Origin of the sequence: Oceanobacillus sp. CF4.6 (assembly GCF_051262635.1) — a bacterium.
Classification (GTDB): domain Bacteria; phylum Bacillota; class Bacilli; order Bacillales; family Amphibacillaceae; genus Oceanobacillus.
Genome location: NZ_JBIMEX010000018.1, coordinates 58,324 through 73,502, shown reverse-complemented (window position 1 = coordinate 73,502; position 15,179 = coordinate 58,324). Strand labels below are relative to the sequence as shown.

The window sequence follows — 15,179 nt, the reverse complement described above, 5'->3', positions numbered from 1 at the left end:
GATCAAACTCTCCATAAAAGTGTTTGAATAGAATCAACATCAGTTAATTCCATTTGTGTTCTTAGCTTGTTACTATCTCAATAAGTAAAACTTAATGAGTTGTTTCAGAAAGAAAAACAAGTTTTCTTCCTTTGACATACTGGTTGTTTTGTTCAGTTTTCAAAGAGCAAATTGTTTGTTGCCGAATTTTAGCGACAAGAATTATATCATATCAAATATATTCGTTTAAGTCAACATCTTTTTTGTTGTTTTTTCTACCAATGTCGATTTAATGCGACAAGAGCCATCTTGCTATACTACCAAACTAAAAGTCAACCATTTTTATGATTTCCTTTAGCTCTTGTGGCGGATAATTAATATAACATAATAAATAACTAGATGCAATACTATTTTACATCCAATTATATCCATACATTACCTATATCATTTATATTCATTTAATGAAGGAACAGGATTTTCAGAAGATTAATTTCACACCTGTGGTTCATATAGATTTACATTAGACTAATTAAGTTTATCATTGCATTTTTGTTGTATAATCCAGATTATACAACTTCACTTATTGCTTTATTATTTGGGTTAACAATAGGAGAATTACTTTTTTATGAAATGGCTAAAAAAGAAAACCAAAGTAAACAAAGTTAATATTACTTATTAAACTATCTGGTGTAAAGTTAGTTGAACGAGAAAGGACATAGCATTATACATACCTGAAGTTGTTTTTAGAACAGGTGGTAATGAGATTTATCTATTAGGTTTAGGGTTTATTATTGTAATAATAGGCTTTTTCAAAAAAGATAAGAAAGAAACTTCATAGATAAGATATTAAATTAACTGGTGCAAGAGTTGAATATGCAATACAATAATGGATTAGAAATAATAGGTGGTAATTACGATCCAAAATCTTTCTATCTACTTACATTATACTATCATTTATAAATTATTTGTAGTCTACTCTTTCTGTGATTTCTATACTAAACTGTTTTATACAAATCTAAAAATACATGGGGTGTATCAGTATGAATGGCGAAAAAAATGTCTTAGATAATGGTCCTTTTTTTCATGGAACTAAAGCGGAACTAAAAATTGGAGATTTATTAGAAGCCAAACACTTATCAAATTACCAAGATAAAAAATCTAACTATATATACTTTACTGCAACATTGGATGCTGCTAAATGGGGTGCTGAATTAGCAACATCTAAATCAAAAGAAAGAATTTATATTGTAGAACCATTAGGTGATTTTGATAATGATCCAAACGTAACTGATAAAAGATTCCCTGGAAACCCAACACGTTCTTATAGGTCTAAATCTCCTTTGAAAATAGTAGCTGAATTAAGTTCATGGGAAAGACATTCCGATGAAGAAATAAATCATATGCATACATCCTTAAAAGAATTACGTGAACAAGGAAATGCTGTAATTTACGATTAATACTTAAAATCAAATAAATATTTTAATATACTAATTGGTGCATTTATTAAGAAGAGCAACGTAAATTAGCGTTGCTCTTCAACAATCTAAAAATATTTTCTATAAAACTCTTGCCTCAGTCTTCCACTTAATTGAGCATAAATTCGTGTTGTTTCGCTTTCTCATGCCCTAGGAGACTCTGGATAACTTCAAGTGGAGCACCCTTATTCAAGAGATGCGTAGCGTAACTGTGTCTTAATTGATGAGGATGAATGGTTTTATTAATGCCAGCACGGTTTGAAATACGTTTAATTATGTATCTCATTTGAGCAATACTCATCCTATGTGGGGATCGTTCTGTAACAAATATAGCTGAATCATGATCGTTCCTATTATTTAAGTATTTCTTCAGCCATATATCACAACGGATATTGAAATATACCTCCCTTTCTTTATCACCCTTGCCTCGAACAATTGCCGATTGACTTCCCCAATTAATGTTATTTCGGTCAAGTGTCACAATTTCTCCAATACGGCACCCTGTGGAAAACATAAATTCGAATAAGGCTTTCTCCATGGGAGTAAAACAAGCATCTCTTAAGTGCTCAATTTCTCTTTCTGTTAGGAATTTTGGGATACGTTTCCCAACTTTTGGTTCCTTAATTGTACTAGAAAGATTTGTTTCAATAATTCCTTCCTCGTGTGGCCACCGAAACAATGAACGGATAAATCTAATACGGTGAGACAAACTCGGGCGGCATCAAATCGTTGCTTGATTGTGCTAAATAGCCTTTTAGATGCTGAGTCGTTATGTCAATCATTTTAATGTTTCCAAAATAATTGACTAACAACTTAGCTTGAAGGTTATAAGCACTTAATGTTTGAGGAGAAAAACCCTCAATTTTCTTATCCGTCTCATATGATTTTGCTGCGTCGATTAGGAACAATCTAACTCACTCCAATATTGTTTTATTAAACAGCATTACCAAATCACAGAATATAATAATATTTATAATAGTTTGAGAACGTATTTAACTTGTAAATTAGGATTTTTTTATAGGTAACGTAACCCGTTATGAGTCAGACATCTTTTTAGATACGTAATAAAATTGGTAATGTTACTTCATCGTTTCATCTACCCCGACAATCTCACTTCTGCGCTCCATCATTGCTACATCACGCCAAACATCATCTAATTTCCCCATACGTTCACGTACGCCTATCATGCGGAAGCCGGCTTTCTCATGTAATCTTATACTAGATATATTTTCAGGGAAAATTCCTGATTGCAACGTCCAAAATCCTGCCGCTTCGCTTGATTCGATTACGGTTTGAATCAGCTTTGTGCCAATACCTTTCCCAATGCTATCTAAGCTGAAATATATACTTAGTTCAGCAATACCGGTAAATGCACGCCTGCTTGAAATAGGGCTTAACGCTGCCCACCCAAGTACTTTTTCACCATCTCGCACTACCAGCCTGCACTCCTGGATATGTCCCTGATCCCATTCTTCCCAGGACGGAGCTTCTGTTTCAAAGGTAGCATTCTTCGTTTCAATCCCTTGTATGAATATATTCCGCACCTGTTCCCAATCGGTATCTAACATCTTATCAATTTTGTATTCCATGTAATCACCCATTCTATCTAAATAAAAGCACGCTATCGATTATCATAATCAATAATGCGCGATTTGAAAACCTTTTTAATCCTTTTATAGCATCCGTAATGAATTTTTTACGAATTTTTTTATACTATTAGAAAAGGGTATTTTTTTATTGACAAAACGTATGGCAGACATTAATATCACTATCAATTGAACTACCGGGAGAGATTACAATGAAAATATACGTTGATGCAGATGCTTGTCCTGTTAAAGAAGTTATTATTAAAGAAGCTAAAGCGAAGAAAATTTCCGTTATATTGGTTACAAGCCTATCCCACTTCTCTACTGTGGATGACCCTGAGGGAGTGAAAACCATTTATGTGGATACTGGAGCTGAAGCAGCTGATTACCGGATCATGAAACTAGCAAAAAGGAATGATATGATTGTCACACAGGACTACGGACTGGCATCATTAGGTTTAGCAAAAGGGTGCACGGTGCTCCACCACAAAGGATTTACTTATACAGATGAAAATATTGACCAGCTCTTGCAAACACGATATTTGTCTGCAATGGCACGTAAAAGCGGAAAGCGTACAAAAGGCCCAAAACCCTTTACAAGTGAAGATAAAGAAAAATTTAGGACACTTTTCAATAGCACACTTAATCAGTTGCTCTCTGATTGATCTACTGGTTGAAAGAAATATAAAGAAATACCTACCAGCAGTAATGAAGTGCTAGTGGGTATTTCTTTATTCTTTATCAAGCAAACCCAATGTCTGTTTCGCCATTAATTTCATATCTTCCATTCCAGATTTCAACGCAAATTCTGCAATAGCTACAGGATATGCAGCAGAGAGTTCTATAATATGTTCATACATATTGGGCCAAACATAGCCGCCTGATTTCCTATAGGATTCAATTAGTGCATCGTAAAGAATCCCGATCTATATTCAACCCGTGATTTCTTGTTTTTTCAATAACTCGTTCGTTGGATAATGACAAGTAGATCACTTCCTTCTTATTTTATTACATACTTTTCGTATTTATTAGCATCTGCTAACTTACATTCCACTACCAATCTCGTACCTTCTTCATCATAGGATTCTTCTAGAATATTCGCATGCTCATTAAAATAGGCGACAATCTTTCCTTCCGTATATGGGATAAGAAGCTCACAAGTAATGTAAGATTTAAAGACTACTTCTTTAATCATCTCTGTTAGTTCCTTCAAACCCTCTCTATTTTTAGCTGACAAATAGATTCGATTATCCTCTACAAGTGGGTATTCCACCAACGCAGCATCCGCTTTATTATACGCATAAATTACCGGTATTCCATCTACACCAATATCATTCAAAATTTTATTTGTCAGTTTTTGATGCTCGGCATGATGAGGGTTGGACACATCTAACACCTGAATCAGAAGATCCGCTTCACGAACTTCTTCCAATGTTGAACGGAAAGCTTTCACAAGATGATGCGGTAATTTATTAATAAATCCCACGGTATCTGTCAAAAGAAAGGTTTGATTTGTATCGAGCTCTACTTTTCTCACAGAAGTTTCCAGGGTAGCAAAAAGCATATCCTTTTCAAATACTTGTTTATCTATTCCCGAATTATAATAGTCCAACACCGCATTCATCATCGTTGATTTCCCAGCATTCGTATAACCGACTAACGAAACAACCGGCATTTTACTTTTTTCACGTTGTTTCCGCTGCGTTTCCCGCTGATTAACAAGGCTGTTTAGCTCTCTATTTAATTTGGTAATCTGCTCTTCAATTTTTCTTCGGTCTGTTTCCAGCTTCGTTTCACCAGACCCCCTATTTGACAGTCCTGAACCACCACCCTGACGTCCTAGTGATTCACGGCTTCCGATTAACCTCGGCAGCATATACCTTAGCCTGGCGACTTCAACTTGAAGTTTCGATTCTCTTGTTTTTGCGCGTCTTGCAAAAATCTCAAGGATGAGCATCGTACGGTCAACGACTTCACAATCGGTTGCTTTCTCAATATTTCTAATTTGTGAAGGCGAAAGCTCATCATCAAATATGATTACATCTGCTTCTTCCTTATCAATCATTTCCTTTAATTCTTCCAATTTTCCTTTACCTAAATAATGCCCCTGATGAATCCTTTCCAGGTTCTGTGTCAATTTTTCTACTGCCTGTATACCACAGGCATCTGCCAAGTTCACTAACTCCTCCATGGAATAGGAGAATTCCTCTTCATTCGGAGATGTATTCACCCCAACTACTATTGCGTTGTTTTTCATATTAATTTCCCTCCATTATTTTCTTCTAATAAAAAAACACAGACCTCTGTCTGTGCAATGTAAACGGAAATTTATTCGTGAAAGAACTTATCTGAGAAGTTCCTTATGTATATAAAGGTAAAAATAATATATCGAATTCTTAGAGTACAATCAGAGTAGCACAAAGTCATTGCAAAAACAATAAATCTACCCAACCAAATCTCGACATAATTCGGGGAGTGACAGGCACTAATAAGACCTAGATCTATATTTTATATAGCATATAGAAACAACTCGTTTTCATATTAATATGCCTGCTAATTGGATATCCATACCTGTCATTCAGCAATTGCATGTTTCATTTGAATATCATAAATTACTTGTTTAAGCAATTCCCCATTAAAATCAGGAAAATAAACATCCGAAAAATACAGTTCCGAATTGGAACATTGCCACAATAAAAAATTGCTTATCCTTTTCTCTCCCCCAGTACGTATGACTAATTCGGGATCTGGCAGTTGTTTCGTATATAAATAGTGTTGGAAAAATTGCTCATCCACATGGCATAAATCGATATGTTTATTTTGCACTTCATGAATGACCTTCTGAACAGCCTGTAAAATGTCGTCTCTTCCGCCATAGTTAAAAGCAAAGTTAACAACAATCCCTCGATTATTTTCTGTCTTTTTAACAGCCTCGATCAACGCGCTTTTCGTACTTTCAGGGAGCGCCACTATATTTCCGGTTATATTGATTTTAATATTTCTTTTCATAAACCCAGGTAACTTTTTCTTGAAAAATTTGGCTGGCAAATCCATTAAATAATTCACTTCATCTTTAGGCCTTGACCAATTCTCGGAGGAAAATGCATAAAGGGTAAGTATTTTTATACCTAAATCAATACTCCCATCAATAATTTTTTCCATCGCCTGTGCGCCTGCATAATGTCCCTGACTTCTCGTAAGCCCTCTTTTTTTGCCCCATCTTCCATTACCATCCATGATGATAGCCATATGATTTGGAACACATAAATTCATCAATGATCTCTCCTCCATTAATAACCGATGTCAAGCTCAAGCAATTTTTCCGTTACTTCTTGTCTTGTAAAATTAAACGATTGCCAGGAACCCGTAGATTGCCACTCCATTTGCTGTTTCCGATTACGTAGTATATTTTTAAGTTCTGGATAGTTTGGTTCCTTTTCATATAACGATATCAAACCATTTAGTCCTGTATAGGAAAGAGAATCCAAGTATTCAATATCTATTTTTCCTGTCTCCTCAAAACGGTTCAGATTATTATCAACAATGATTTGTTCGATATTCATTGCATTTAATGCTGTATAAAATGTGAGACCTGTTATTAAATAAAAATGCAGTAATGTTAACCGTTCCATCCAAACCCGAATCAATGTATAAGCAAAAATAACGATTAAAAAGATCATAAATGCATGTGCTAAAATCCGATCGACTGTAAATCCATAGGCAGCTTCATACATACTCAATCGTTGGAAGGCCGAAATGAGCATGACACCACTCACTGCAATCAGAAGAGAATACATCACTTTTAGCGTAAGCTTCATGCCTTTGCGATCATCTTTAACGAGTTTCAAAAAACTGATAAGAATTGCCCAATTGATTAATGTAACAAAGACAAGCTCAAAAAAACCTCTTCTGGCATAAGCAGCATAAGTGAGTCCATCCAGCAATCCATCACTGAAAAAGTACGTAAACTGAATAGCTGCAAATAATACATACACCGTATTCAGCAAAATTAAAATGGTCACTGCAGTAATACTATCCCAACGAATTTCTTTTTTCGCTCGCTCAATCATTGAATTTCTAGCCGGTTTTGACTTTACTTGCAATACTTGAAAAATACCGAAAAACAATAAAGTGAAAAGGATAATAGCTGCTGCCCTTGCTATTTCTTCCATATAATTAAGCTGCAAGATAAAATTCGGTATGTGTAAGATAACTTCTTGAAAAACAGCGTCCGCAGAAATTAACAGACCAATGATAAGCAGCAATAACGGAATTCCGATTATCAGCCCGATTAAGATACGTTTTATCGTATGTGCAGTCTGTTCATTCATATTTTTAAAAGTCTTATTTAATATCCACTTGCAAAAAGCTGCATTATATTCGATTGCTTCTTGAAGCTTTGTTGTCAAAAGCGTTATAAATTCTGGCTTACTCCATCGAAATCTATTCGTACTGGTTATTAACACAATATGGAAAAAGACGAGTACTGGTATGATAAGTAAATTAAGGACGTGGAAAAAATCATTATCATACAAAAGATATCCCCCAGCCAATATCCATATAACCACCATTAAAAGTACACCAATTCTTCGATGATTGAATGAAAGACGAAAACGGAGAAAAAGGACCAAGTAAAAGCCTGTTATAAAAACAGGGTACGACAATCCAATCTTCCCATGAAAAAAGCTGATTTCTGCTAATATTCCTAACCCTAAACAACCAAGTAAAAACAATAAATCTTTTTGTTTTATGTGAATTTCCATACCATCCCACCTGTACATAGTTTTTCTATATACATAGAATTCCTTTGTATATAGGCAAAATTACTCCATACGAAGAGTGAATCAAACCGTCTTTTCCGTCCCTTTTATAATATGTGTTTAAAAAGAAGGATAATAACGTAGGCGCAGGACATGGACAGTCTTAGTAGAAGATTCGAATCTCTAATCAGAAACTCGAAGTGTCATTTCTACCGGACTTTTTGAACATCCGTTTATACGGAAGCTTTCCTCCCCCATCTATAGCCTAACCAACTGACTGGATATAGAAATCCTGTACAAAGAATACATACTATAATAAGACGAACACTCAATATAGGTTGAAACCACTCGTATGGAATGAGTTTAAAAACGATTAAATACATGAATACTAGATTCGGAACAATCGAGAAAATAAACGTTTTATTTAATAGTTTGTATCCCCTAGCACCAAACGCTTTTCCAATTTCATAACCAAGAAGACCCCAGAACATCGTATATGCAAGGATGATGATGGAAGTAGCATCTGTAAGTCCAGTCCATAAACTTTCCAGCCAGCCCCAATCAAATACATTATACCCAATTGTCAGTAGCGCTCCTCCAAGGAATATAGCAAGATTACATAGTACAAATAGCCACTGCATTTTCCTTGGTGTAACAGCAGTCTCTTGCTTCCATAACAAAGCAAGCTCCTTTGGGGTTCCTAGTCGGTTAACCAGTTCTTCATAAATTTCATCCCCATCCAGAGTCTCTTCTTGCAGTAGATCATATACGTGTAATTTATATTCTGCCATGATACTTTGCTTATCTGGATGGTCTCCAATCTCTTTATCTAATTCATTCAGGAATCGCTGTGTGGCGATGTCCTGAAAAAGATCTTCTTCCTCCACCGTCATGACTCGCTTTTCCCAATTAAGTTGTTCATCACCTGGACATAACGATGCCATTCTGTCGTTCTCTCAGCTAGAATTTCCTTCCCCTGAGCGGTTATACGATAATACTTGCGCGCAGGGCCCTTGTTCTGATTCTGCCAGTAGCATTCAATATATTCCTGCTTTTCCATTTTATGAAGTGCAGGATATAATGTACCCTCTTTCATCTGCAGATTATGATCACTGCGTCGGTCCATTTCCTTTACCAATTCATAACCATACATGTCACGCTCATTCAAAAGCTGTAATACAAGTAATGATGTGCTCCCTTTGACAAGCTCACGATTAAACATTTTTTCACCTACCTAGAATTATTAGGTATATACAATATAAGTAATTTATGATCATTTGTAAAGCACTTTAATTATTTATTATTTCTTAGGTCTTTTTTTCAATTTTTTTAAAAAATGGTTTAACCATAAATAAAACGGGTATACATATAGTACAAGGCGAACTACCATTGAAAGGAAAGTTGTATATGACTTGCAAACGTTTTTAAGCAACTTATTTACAAGTGAATTTCAATGAAGATATGCACAGCCTTGGCGGAAAATTTGCTTTACTGGCGGATGACAAACTCGTCAAGAACTAAAGGGTTCCATGATTGAAGCATCAAAGCAGTAAGTAGTTTTTTGTGAAAGTGCAATTGGTTAACTTAAAAGTTAGGTAAGGAGATCAGATTGCGAAGGTTCTTTGCAACGGTCCCTGAAATTCAATGTAGATCAAACGTTTAATTGATTTTTTTAATGACGGGTTGTAAGGATTGCGTCAGAGAAAGCTGTTGGGTTTTAGATTGAAATACGAATTTTCCGCGCACCCCTTTATTGGGGGAGAGAGCATGATCCATCATGGATCATGCTCTTTATTATTAAGCTGGCTAAGCTTGGAATCCTCAGAGTCTTCTTGTTCCAGACCGTTTTAAAATCCATTCCACTCTTAATTTGTTTCATCATTTCCTCCGTTTTGGTAAACTCTAAGAAGAATATATCATAATCAAAAATAATACGGACGAACATGAGTAACCAATCCATTTGTCCACAATCAAGGAATGATTTCAATTGACAACTAGTACTAATAAAGCAGCTTTGCAATTTAATCATGTCAGTTATTCTGACGGCCCCACTCCCATCATAAATGATGTAACCGGTTTTTTCCCACAAGGAAAAATCACTACATTAGTCGGACCATCTGGAGCAGGAAAAACGACACTCTTCAGATTGTGCAATGGTCTGATTTCCCAAGACACAGGAGAGATTATAATTGATGGCAAGGATATCAACCAGTATGAGCCAACAGAGCTTAGGCGTACAGTAGGGCTGGCGCTACAAAGTGCGACGATGCTAAGCGGAAGTGTCTATCAAAACCTGTCCATGCCATTAACATTAAAGGGAGAAAAATTGCCTGAAGAACAAGCAATAAATCTACTAATGGATGTAGGGTTAGGTGCCGAATATTTACAACGAAATGTCAAAGATCTTTCTGGGGGTCAACGACAAAAAGTATCCATTGCGAGAACACTTGTAAACAAACCAAAAATTCTATTGCTGGACGAAATTACATCTTCACTTGATCGCGTTTCCCAGCAGGACGTTGAGGAATTGATTAAGAAAATTAATACTAAATTTGAGGTAACAATCATTTGGATTACCCATAATCTGCAGCAGGCAATATCCATTGGTAACTATACGTGGGTAATGATGAGCGGAAAGTTGATGGAGTCCGGAGAAAGCACTCTCCTGAGCAATCCTCAAAACGACAGTGTCAAACGGTTTGTACAGGGGGAGATTGAATGAGCTTTCTAACACTGGCCTTATCCCTTATTTTTGTCTTGATACCGATTGTCTTATCCAAAACGCTGAACCTAGGACTAGAAAGAGACACAATCATTGCAACAATACGCTCCATTATTCAGCTCCTTGCAGTTGGATATGTTCTTACATTCGTTTTTGAATCTGAGAACTCCATTTTTGTCATACTAATGATTACACTCATGATTGGCGCAGCTACGCAAAATGCAAGGAAAAAAGGTGCTACGATCCGGGGTATCACTTGGAAACTAATAGGTACATTCGTTTTTGTGGAATTACTTACACAAGGGATATTACTTGGTTTCAATATCATTCCAGCAACAGCTCAATATATTATTCCAATAAGTGGAATGATCGTCGGTAATTCGATGGTGCTTTCTATTTTGTTCCTAAACCGTTTTACCTCTGAAGTAGAAACACGCCAAGATGAAACGGAATTGATTCTCTCCCTTGGTGGCACACCGAAGCAGGCTGTCCATACATCACTGATTACTTCCATTAAGGCAAGCTTGATTCCGACAATTGAAAGCCAAAAAACAATTGGGCTTGTCCAGCTTCCTGGTATGATGAGTGGTCAAATTATTGCAGGCGCAGACCCTGTTCAGGCGGTTCAATTCCAATTGCTAATTCTCTTTCTACTATTAACAACTGCAGCAGTTACAAGTATTATGCTTGGATTTTTATCGTATCCTACACTTTTCAATAAGCAAATGCAGATGTTGAAGATTAGGTAGGAAAACAATAAAGAAATAACACCCTAATTCTCCTACTATAGAGCTTGTTCAGGTCTGAACAAGCCTCTTACTTTCACCTTGTATTCATTTATATTAAATAATTCCTACTATACGAGCACCCCTATGTATTGACATCAAACTGAACATTCGTTATTATTATACTTAATTAAAACTATTTTAATTCAAAATAAATATATTCCTATAAAGTCAGAACGGGAGGATAAATAATGAGTGAGAATTTTTCATTAAAAGCTTTTGTCGTACTCATGAAAGCATCAAGAACACTCGAAGAAATCATTAAAAAGGATATCAGTAGCCACGGAATGCGGACTTCTGATTTCACGATTCTGGAAGCTCTATACCATAAAGGCAGACAAACAATTAGAGAGATTTCCGAAGCAGTCTTAATTAATACCGGTTCAATAACATATGTTATCGATAAATTGGAAAAAAAGGGGTTGCTTGAAAGAAGCAATTGTTCAGAGGATCGGCGCGTTGTCTACATTCAAATAACGGGCCAGGGCAAAGAATTAATGGATGATATCTTTCCAAAGCATCAAAGCGTGATCGAGGAAATATTTGATGATGTAACTGTAGAAGACAAACAGGTACTAATTGAAGTTCTGAAAAAAGTCGGTAACAAAGGCGGAATGAAAAAATGAAGAAAACAGAGGGAATTCATCATATAACTGCAATCGTCGGACATCCTCAAGAAAATGTTGATTTTTATGCGAGTGTACTCGGGCTGCGCCTCGTCAAAAAGACGATTAACTTCGATGATCCCGGAACATATCATCTTTATTTTGGTAATGAAGGCGGCCGGCCTGGATCCATTATTACCTTCTTCCCTTGGGCTGGGGCACAACAAGGAGTAATTGGGGATGGACAAGTCGGGGTGACTTCTTATGCAGTACCTTCAGGCTCACTTTCTTTCTGGAAAAAAAGACTGGAGAAATTCGATATCGCATACAACATATCCGAACGATTCGGAGAAACCTATCTATCTTTTGACGATGTACACGGACTCCACTTGGAGCTTGCTGAACGAGTTGAAGGTCCGGAAAATAGTTGGTCCATTGGAGATGTTACACCTGACGTAGCGATTAAAGGATTTGCTGGTGCTACATTACTATCTGAAGATCCGGAGAAAACGATGCAACTACTCGAAACGGTCATGGGACTTGAAAAAGTTGGTGAAGAAAATGGAATGTCACGTTTTCGTTCTTATGGCGACATTGGTAATACCATCGATGTTAAAACAACGTCTACTGGTTCTGGAGAAATGGGTGTTGGAACAGTTCACCATATTGCTTGGAGAGCTAAAGATGATGCAGATCAGCTTGAATGGCAAAAATATATCAGTGAGAATGGCTATGGGGTAACCCAAGTTAAAGATAGAAATTACTTCAATGCCATCTACTTCAGAGAATATGGGAAATTATTATTTGAGATCGCGACAGACCCACCAGGATTTGCTCACGATGAGTCCGTTGAAACAATGGGTTCTGAATTAAAATTACCAGCACATTATGAGCAGTATCGGGAGCAGCTTAATCAAACATTGATTCCGATTGAAGTGAAAAATCTAGATCAGTAATTCAATTATCTAAGGAGGAATGTCGGATGCTTTCGTTTAACCCAACTAACAATACGGAACGGGAAAATTACAAGTTATTAATTGGCAGTATTATACCTCGACCAATAGCATTTGTAACTACCGTTGCTGAAGATGGCACTGTTAATGGAGCTCCATTCAGTTATTTTAACATTGTGTCCTCCAATCCTCCCACGATTGCCGTCTCTGTTCAGCGAAGAGATGATAAACCAAAAGATACAGCACGTAATATATTGAAAGCAAAAGAATTCGTAGTGCACATCGTTGATGAAGATAATGTAGCAGAGATCAACAAGACGGCTGCTACGTTGGCACCGGATGAAAGTGAAATTAATCTAACTCATCTTACACTTACAAATAGTGAAACAGTGGCAGTTCCGGGAATCAACGAAGCAAAAATTCGATTGGAATGCACCTTGGACCATGCCCTTGAATTAGGTGAAGATAATACAGTCGGTACAGATTTAATAATCGGTAAAGTCGTTCACTTTCATGTTGCAGAAGAATTGTATACAGACGGAAGAATCGATCCCGTTAAACTCGGTGCAGTCAGCAGATTAGCTGGTACGAATTATGCTAAAATCGGAGAAATCTTTTCAATGGAAAGACCCAAATAGAGAGGAGAATAGCTAATGAAACATATTTTCAAAAAAGGAAATGACCAATCAACACCAACATTATTATTACTGCATGGCACAGGGGGGACGGAAGAGGATCTTCTTCAACTTGCAGAAATTATCGATAAGGACGCAAATGTTCTCAGTGTTCGCGGAAATGTCCTTGAAAATGGAATGCCCCGCTTTTTCAAGCGATTGGCTGAAGGCGTATTTGATGAAGAAGATTTGATCTTCCGCACAAAAGAATTGAATGAATTTTTGGATGAAGCATCCGTAAAATATGAGTTTGACCGTAACAATATTACTGCAGTCGGCTATTCAAATGGAGCGAATATTGCCGCCAGCTTACTATTCCATTTTACAGATGCATTAAAAGGAGCGATTTTGCATCATCCAATGGTTCCAAGAAGAGGAATCGAATTACCTAATCTCTCAGATAAAAATATATTTATTGCTGCCGGTTCAAATGATCCAATTTGTCCTGCACAGGAATCCGAAGAACTAAAAACATTATTAGAAAATGCTGGTGCCGATGTAGAACTCCATTGGGAAAACAGAGGCCATCAACTAACAATGGATGAAGTACAAGCAGCAACAGCATGGTATAAAGCCTAAAGAATCCGATGTTCTACCAGTTAAATGGGTAGAACATCGGATTTTTAATTTCGAATAATAATATAGATAAGGTAAGCAACGTACGCCAAAGCTAGTATTAGACCTTCTCGCTTTCCAATTTTGAAATTTGTTCTAGAAAATACTAATAATAGTATTGTTAGAATAACCATAATAAACAAGTCAGTAACTACTTTACCATCAACGGCAAGCGGTGTTATGGCGGAAGATGCACCGAGTACAAACAGGATATTGAAAATATTACTTCCTACAATATTACCAAGCGCAATTTCACTTTGTTTTTTCAGTGCTGCAGATACGGATGTCACAAGTTCAGGAAGTGAGGTACCAATAGCTACAATGGTAAGACCTACTAATGTTTCACTCATACCAAGTGAATATGCTATTTCCGTTGCATTCGATACAACCAATTCGCCGCCTATAATGATAGCTGCTAACCCCAACAACGAGAATAGAATATTCTTTCCCCATGTAATTCCTTCAGGCAAAGGTTCTTCTTTTGAGGCATTCCTATCCTTTAAGGCAATTTCAAAAACATAAATCAGGAAAAGACCAAATAATAAGAGAAGGATCAAGCCATCGCCTCGAGTAATAAAGTTATTCATTTCACCTTGAAGAAAAACATCACTCATAACAATTAGTAATGCAGCGGTAGATAACAACGTAAAAGGTATTTCTTTTTTGATTGTTTCATTCTGTACCTTTAATGGAAATAAAAATGCGGTCAAACCAACTACCAATGTAATATTAAATATATTACTCCCAACCACATTGCCCAGCGCTACATCTGCACTGCCATCCAATGCAGCAAAAATACTTACTGTCAGCTCCGGAGAACTTGTACCAAAGGCGACAATTGTAAGACCGATAAGAAGCGGTGATATACGGAGCAATGCAGCAATATTGGAGGAACCATCAACAAACCAATCCGCGCCCTTAATTAATAAAGCAAATCCTAAAATCAATAAAATGTAAGCCATGTTGTATTCTTCCTTTTATAGATTATTTTTTACATACTATTACTTTACCCTTTATAAGAAAAT

General features: G+C 36.5%; 15 protein-coding genes and 2 pseudogenes. 8 read left to right on the top strand and 9 right to left on the bottom strand.

From position 1 onward, the window contains the following. Positions 1-1,019 precede the first annotated feature (1,019 nt). Positions 1,020-1,436, top strand: coding sequence for an NAD(+)--rifampin ADP-ribosyltransferase (gene arr, locus ACHABU_RS19860; RefSeq protein WP_435766695.1), 417 nt, complete (start codon positions 1,020-1,022; stop codon positions 1,434-1,436). Positions 1,437-1,522: 86 nt separating this feature from the next. On the opposite strand, the pseudogene ACHABU_RS19855 reads toward arr, so the two are convergent. Both ACHABU_RS19855 and ACHABU_RS19850 read right to left on the bottom strand, forming a co-directional pair. Further along, a pseudogene (locus tag ACHABU_RS19855) lies at positions 1,523-2,362 on the bottom strand (tyrosine-type recombinase/integrase). A gap of 171 nt (positions 2,363-2,533) precedes the next feature. Next, positions 2,534-3,043, bottom strand: coding sequence for an N-acetyltransferase family protein (locus ACHABU_RS19850; RefSeq protein WP_435766694.1), 510 nt, complete (start codon positions 3,041-3,043; stop codon positions 2,534-2,536). Positions 3,044-3,252: 209 nt separating this feature from the next. On the opposite strand from ACHABU_RS19850, the gene ACHABU_RS19845 reads away from it, so the two are divergent. Next, positions 3,253-3,705: a YaiI/YqxD family protein gene (locus ACHABU_RS19845; RefSeq protein ID WP_435766693.1), complete on the top strand. Its 453-nt coding sequence runs from the start codon at positions 3,253-3,255 to the stop codon at positions 3,703-3,705. A gap of 66 nt (positions 3,706-3,771) precedes the next feature. Here the strand turns inward: ACHABU_RS19845 and ACHABU_RS19840 are convergent. From ACHABU_RS19840 to ACHABU_RS19815, 6 genes and pseudogenes are all read right to left on the bottom strand, one after another. Continuing rightward, positions 3,772-3,951 (bottom strand): annotated as a pseudogene (locus tag ACHABU_RS19840) (macrolide 2'-phosphotransferase); the annotation flags it as partial. 89 nt (positions 3,952-4,040) lie between these two features. Next, positions 4,041-5,297 (bottom strand): GTPase HflX, encoded by a 1,257-nt coding sequence (gene hflX, locus ACHABU_RS19835; RefSeq protein ID WP_435766692.1) that lies wholly within the window; start codon positions 5,295-5,297, stop codon positions 4,041-4,043. A gap of 317 nt (positions 5,298-5,614) precedes the next feature. Continuing rightward, complete coding sequence (locus ACHABU_RS19830) at positions 5,615-6,313, bottom strand: isoprenyl transferase (RefSeq protein ID WP_435766691.1); 699 nt, start codon at positions 6,311-6,313, stop codon at positions 5,615-5,617. A 17-nt stretch (positions 6,314-6,330) separates the two neighbouring features. Next, positions 6,331-7,803 carry a DUF4153 domain-containing protein gene (locus tag ACHABU_RS19825; protein WP_435766690.1) on the bottom strand — a complete coding sequence of 491 codons (1,473 nt, stop codon included), beginning with the start codon at positions 7,801-7,803 and terminating at the stop codon, positions 6,331-6,333. Between the two features lie 230 nt (positions 7,804-8,033). Further along, positions 8,034-8,744 carry an HAAS signaling domain-containing protein gene (locus ACHABU_RS19820; protein WP_435766689.1) on the bottom strand — a complete coding sequence of 237 codons (711 nt, stop codon included), beginning with the start codon at positions 8,742-8,744 and terminating at the stop codon, positions 8,034-8,036. Next, positions 8,690-9,022 (bottom strand): PadR family transcriptional regulator, encoded by a 333-nt coding sequence (locus ACHABU_RS19815; protein WP_435766688.1) that lies wholly within the window; start codon positions 9,020-9,022, stop codon positions 8,690-8,692. The genes ACHABU_RS19820 and ACHABU_RS19815 overlap by 55 nt, the downstream gene beginning before the upstream one ends. A gap of 765 nt (positions 9,023-9,787) precedes the next feature. Between ACHABU_RS19815 and ACHABU_RS19810 the strand changes: the two genes are divergently transcribed. The 6 genes from ACHABU_RS19810 (at position 9,788) to ACHABU_RS19785 (ending at position 14,118) form a co-directional block, all read left to right on the top strand. Next, positions 9,788-10,522 carry an ABC transporter ATP-binding protein gene (locus ACHABU_RS19810; RefSeq protein ID WP_435766687.1) on the top strand — a complete coding sequence of 245 codons (735 nt, stop codon included), beginning with the start codon at positions 9,788-9,790 and terminating at the stop codon, positions 10,520-10,522. After that, a complete protein-coding gene (locus ACHABU_RS19805) occupies positions 10,519-11,271 on the top strand; it encodes an ABC transporter permease (protein WP_435766686.1) in 753 nt (250 codons plus the stop codon). Before ACHABU_RS19810 ends, ACHABU_RS19805 begins: the two co-directional genes overlap by 4 nt. A 227-nt stretch (positions 11,272-11,498) precedes the next feature. Next, on the top strand, positions 11,499-11,933 hold the full coding sequence (locus tag ACHABU_RS19800; protein WP_435766685.1) for a MarR family winged helix-turn-helix transcriptional regulator: 435 nt from the start codon (positions 11,499-11,501) through the stop codon (positions 11,931-11,933). After that, a complete protein-coding gene (locus ACHABU_RS19795; protein ID WP_435766684.1) occupies positions 11,930-12,868 on the top strand; it encodes a ring-cleaving dioxygenase in 939 nt (312 codons plus the stop codon). The genes ACHABU_RS19800 and ACHABU_RS19795 overlap by 4 nt, the downstream gene beginning before the upstream one ends. A gap of 26 nt (positions 12,869-12,894) precedes the next feature. Next, entirely contained in the window at positions 12,895-13,503 is a 609-nt protein-coding gene (locus tag ACHABU_RS19790) for a flavin reductase family protein (RefSeq protein WP_435766683.1), read from the top strand. 15 nt (positions 13,504-13,518) lie between these two features. Beyond that, positions 13,519-14,118, top strand: coding sequence for an alpha/beta hydrolase (locus ACHABU_RS19785; protein WP_435766682.1), 600 nt, complete (start codon positions 13,519-13,521; stop codon positions 14,116-14,118). 44 nt (positions 14,119-14,162) lie between these two features. Here ACHABU_RS19785 and ACHABU_RS19780 read toward each other — a convergent pair whose 3' ends face one another. After that, a complete protein-coding gene (locus ACHABU_RS19780; RefSeq protein ID WP_435766681.1) occupies positions 14,163-15,116 on the bottom strand; it encodes a calcium/sodium antiporter in 954 nt (317 codons plus the stop codon). Between the last annotated feature and the right edge of the window lie 63 nt (positions 15,117-15,179).

Coding starts and splice junctions, on each gene's coding strand:
- arr (WP_435766695.1), top strand. CDS start 1,020: ATGAATGGCGAAAAAAATGTCTTAGATAATGGTCCTTTTTTTCATGGA.
- ACHABU_RS19850 (WP_435766694.1), bottom strand. CDS start 3,043: ATGGAATACAAAATTGATAAGATGTTAGATACCGATTGGGAACAGGTG.
- ACHABU_RS19845 (WP_435766693.1), top strand. CDS start 3,253: ATGAAAATATACGTTGATGCAGATGCTTGTCCTGTTAAAGAAGTTATT.
- hflX (WP_435766692.1), bottom strand. CDS start 5,297: ATGAAAAACAACGCAATAGTAGTTGGGGTGAATACATCTCCGAATGAA.
- ACHABU_RS19830 (WP_435766691.1), bottom strand. CDS start 6,313: ATGAATTTATGTGTTCCAAATCATATGGCTATCATCATGGATGGTAAT.
- ACHABU_RS19825 (WP_435766690.1), bottom strand. CDS start 7,803: ATGGAAATTCACATAAAACAAAAAGATTTATTGTTTTTACTTGGTTGT.
- ACHABU_RS19820 (WP_435766689.1), bottom strand. CDS start 8,744: ATGGCATCGTTATGTCCAGGTGATGAACAACTTAATTGGGAAAAGCGA.
- ACHABU_RS19815 (WP_435766688.1), bottom strand. CDS start 9,022: ATGTTTAATCGTGAGCTTGTCAAAGGGAGCACATCATTACTTGTATTA.
- ACHABU_RS19805 (WP_435766686.1), top strand. CDS start 10,519: ATGAGCTTTCTAACACTGGCCTTATCCCTTATTTTTGTCTTGATACCG.
- ACHABU_RS19800 (WP_435766685.1), top strand. CDS start 11,499: ATGAGTGAGAATTTTTCATTAAAAGCTTTTGTCGTACTCATGAAAGCA.
- ACHABU_RS19795 (WP_435766684.1), top strand. CDS start 11,930: ATGAAGAAAACAGAGGGAATTCATCATATAACTGCAATCGTCGGACAT.
- ACHABU_RS19790 (WP_435766683.1), top strand. CDS start 12,895: ATGCTTTCGTTTAACCCAACTAACAATACGGAACGGGAAAATTACAAG.
- ACHABU_RS19785 (WP_435766682.1), top strand. CDS start 13,519: ATGAAACATATTTTCAAAAAAGGAAATGACCAATCAACACCAACATTA.
- ACHABU_RS19780 (WP_435766681.1), bottom strand. CDS start 15,116: ATGGCTTACATTTTATTGATTTTAGGATTTGCTTTATTAATTAAGGGC.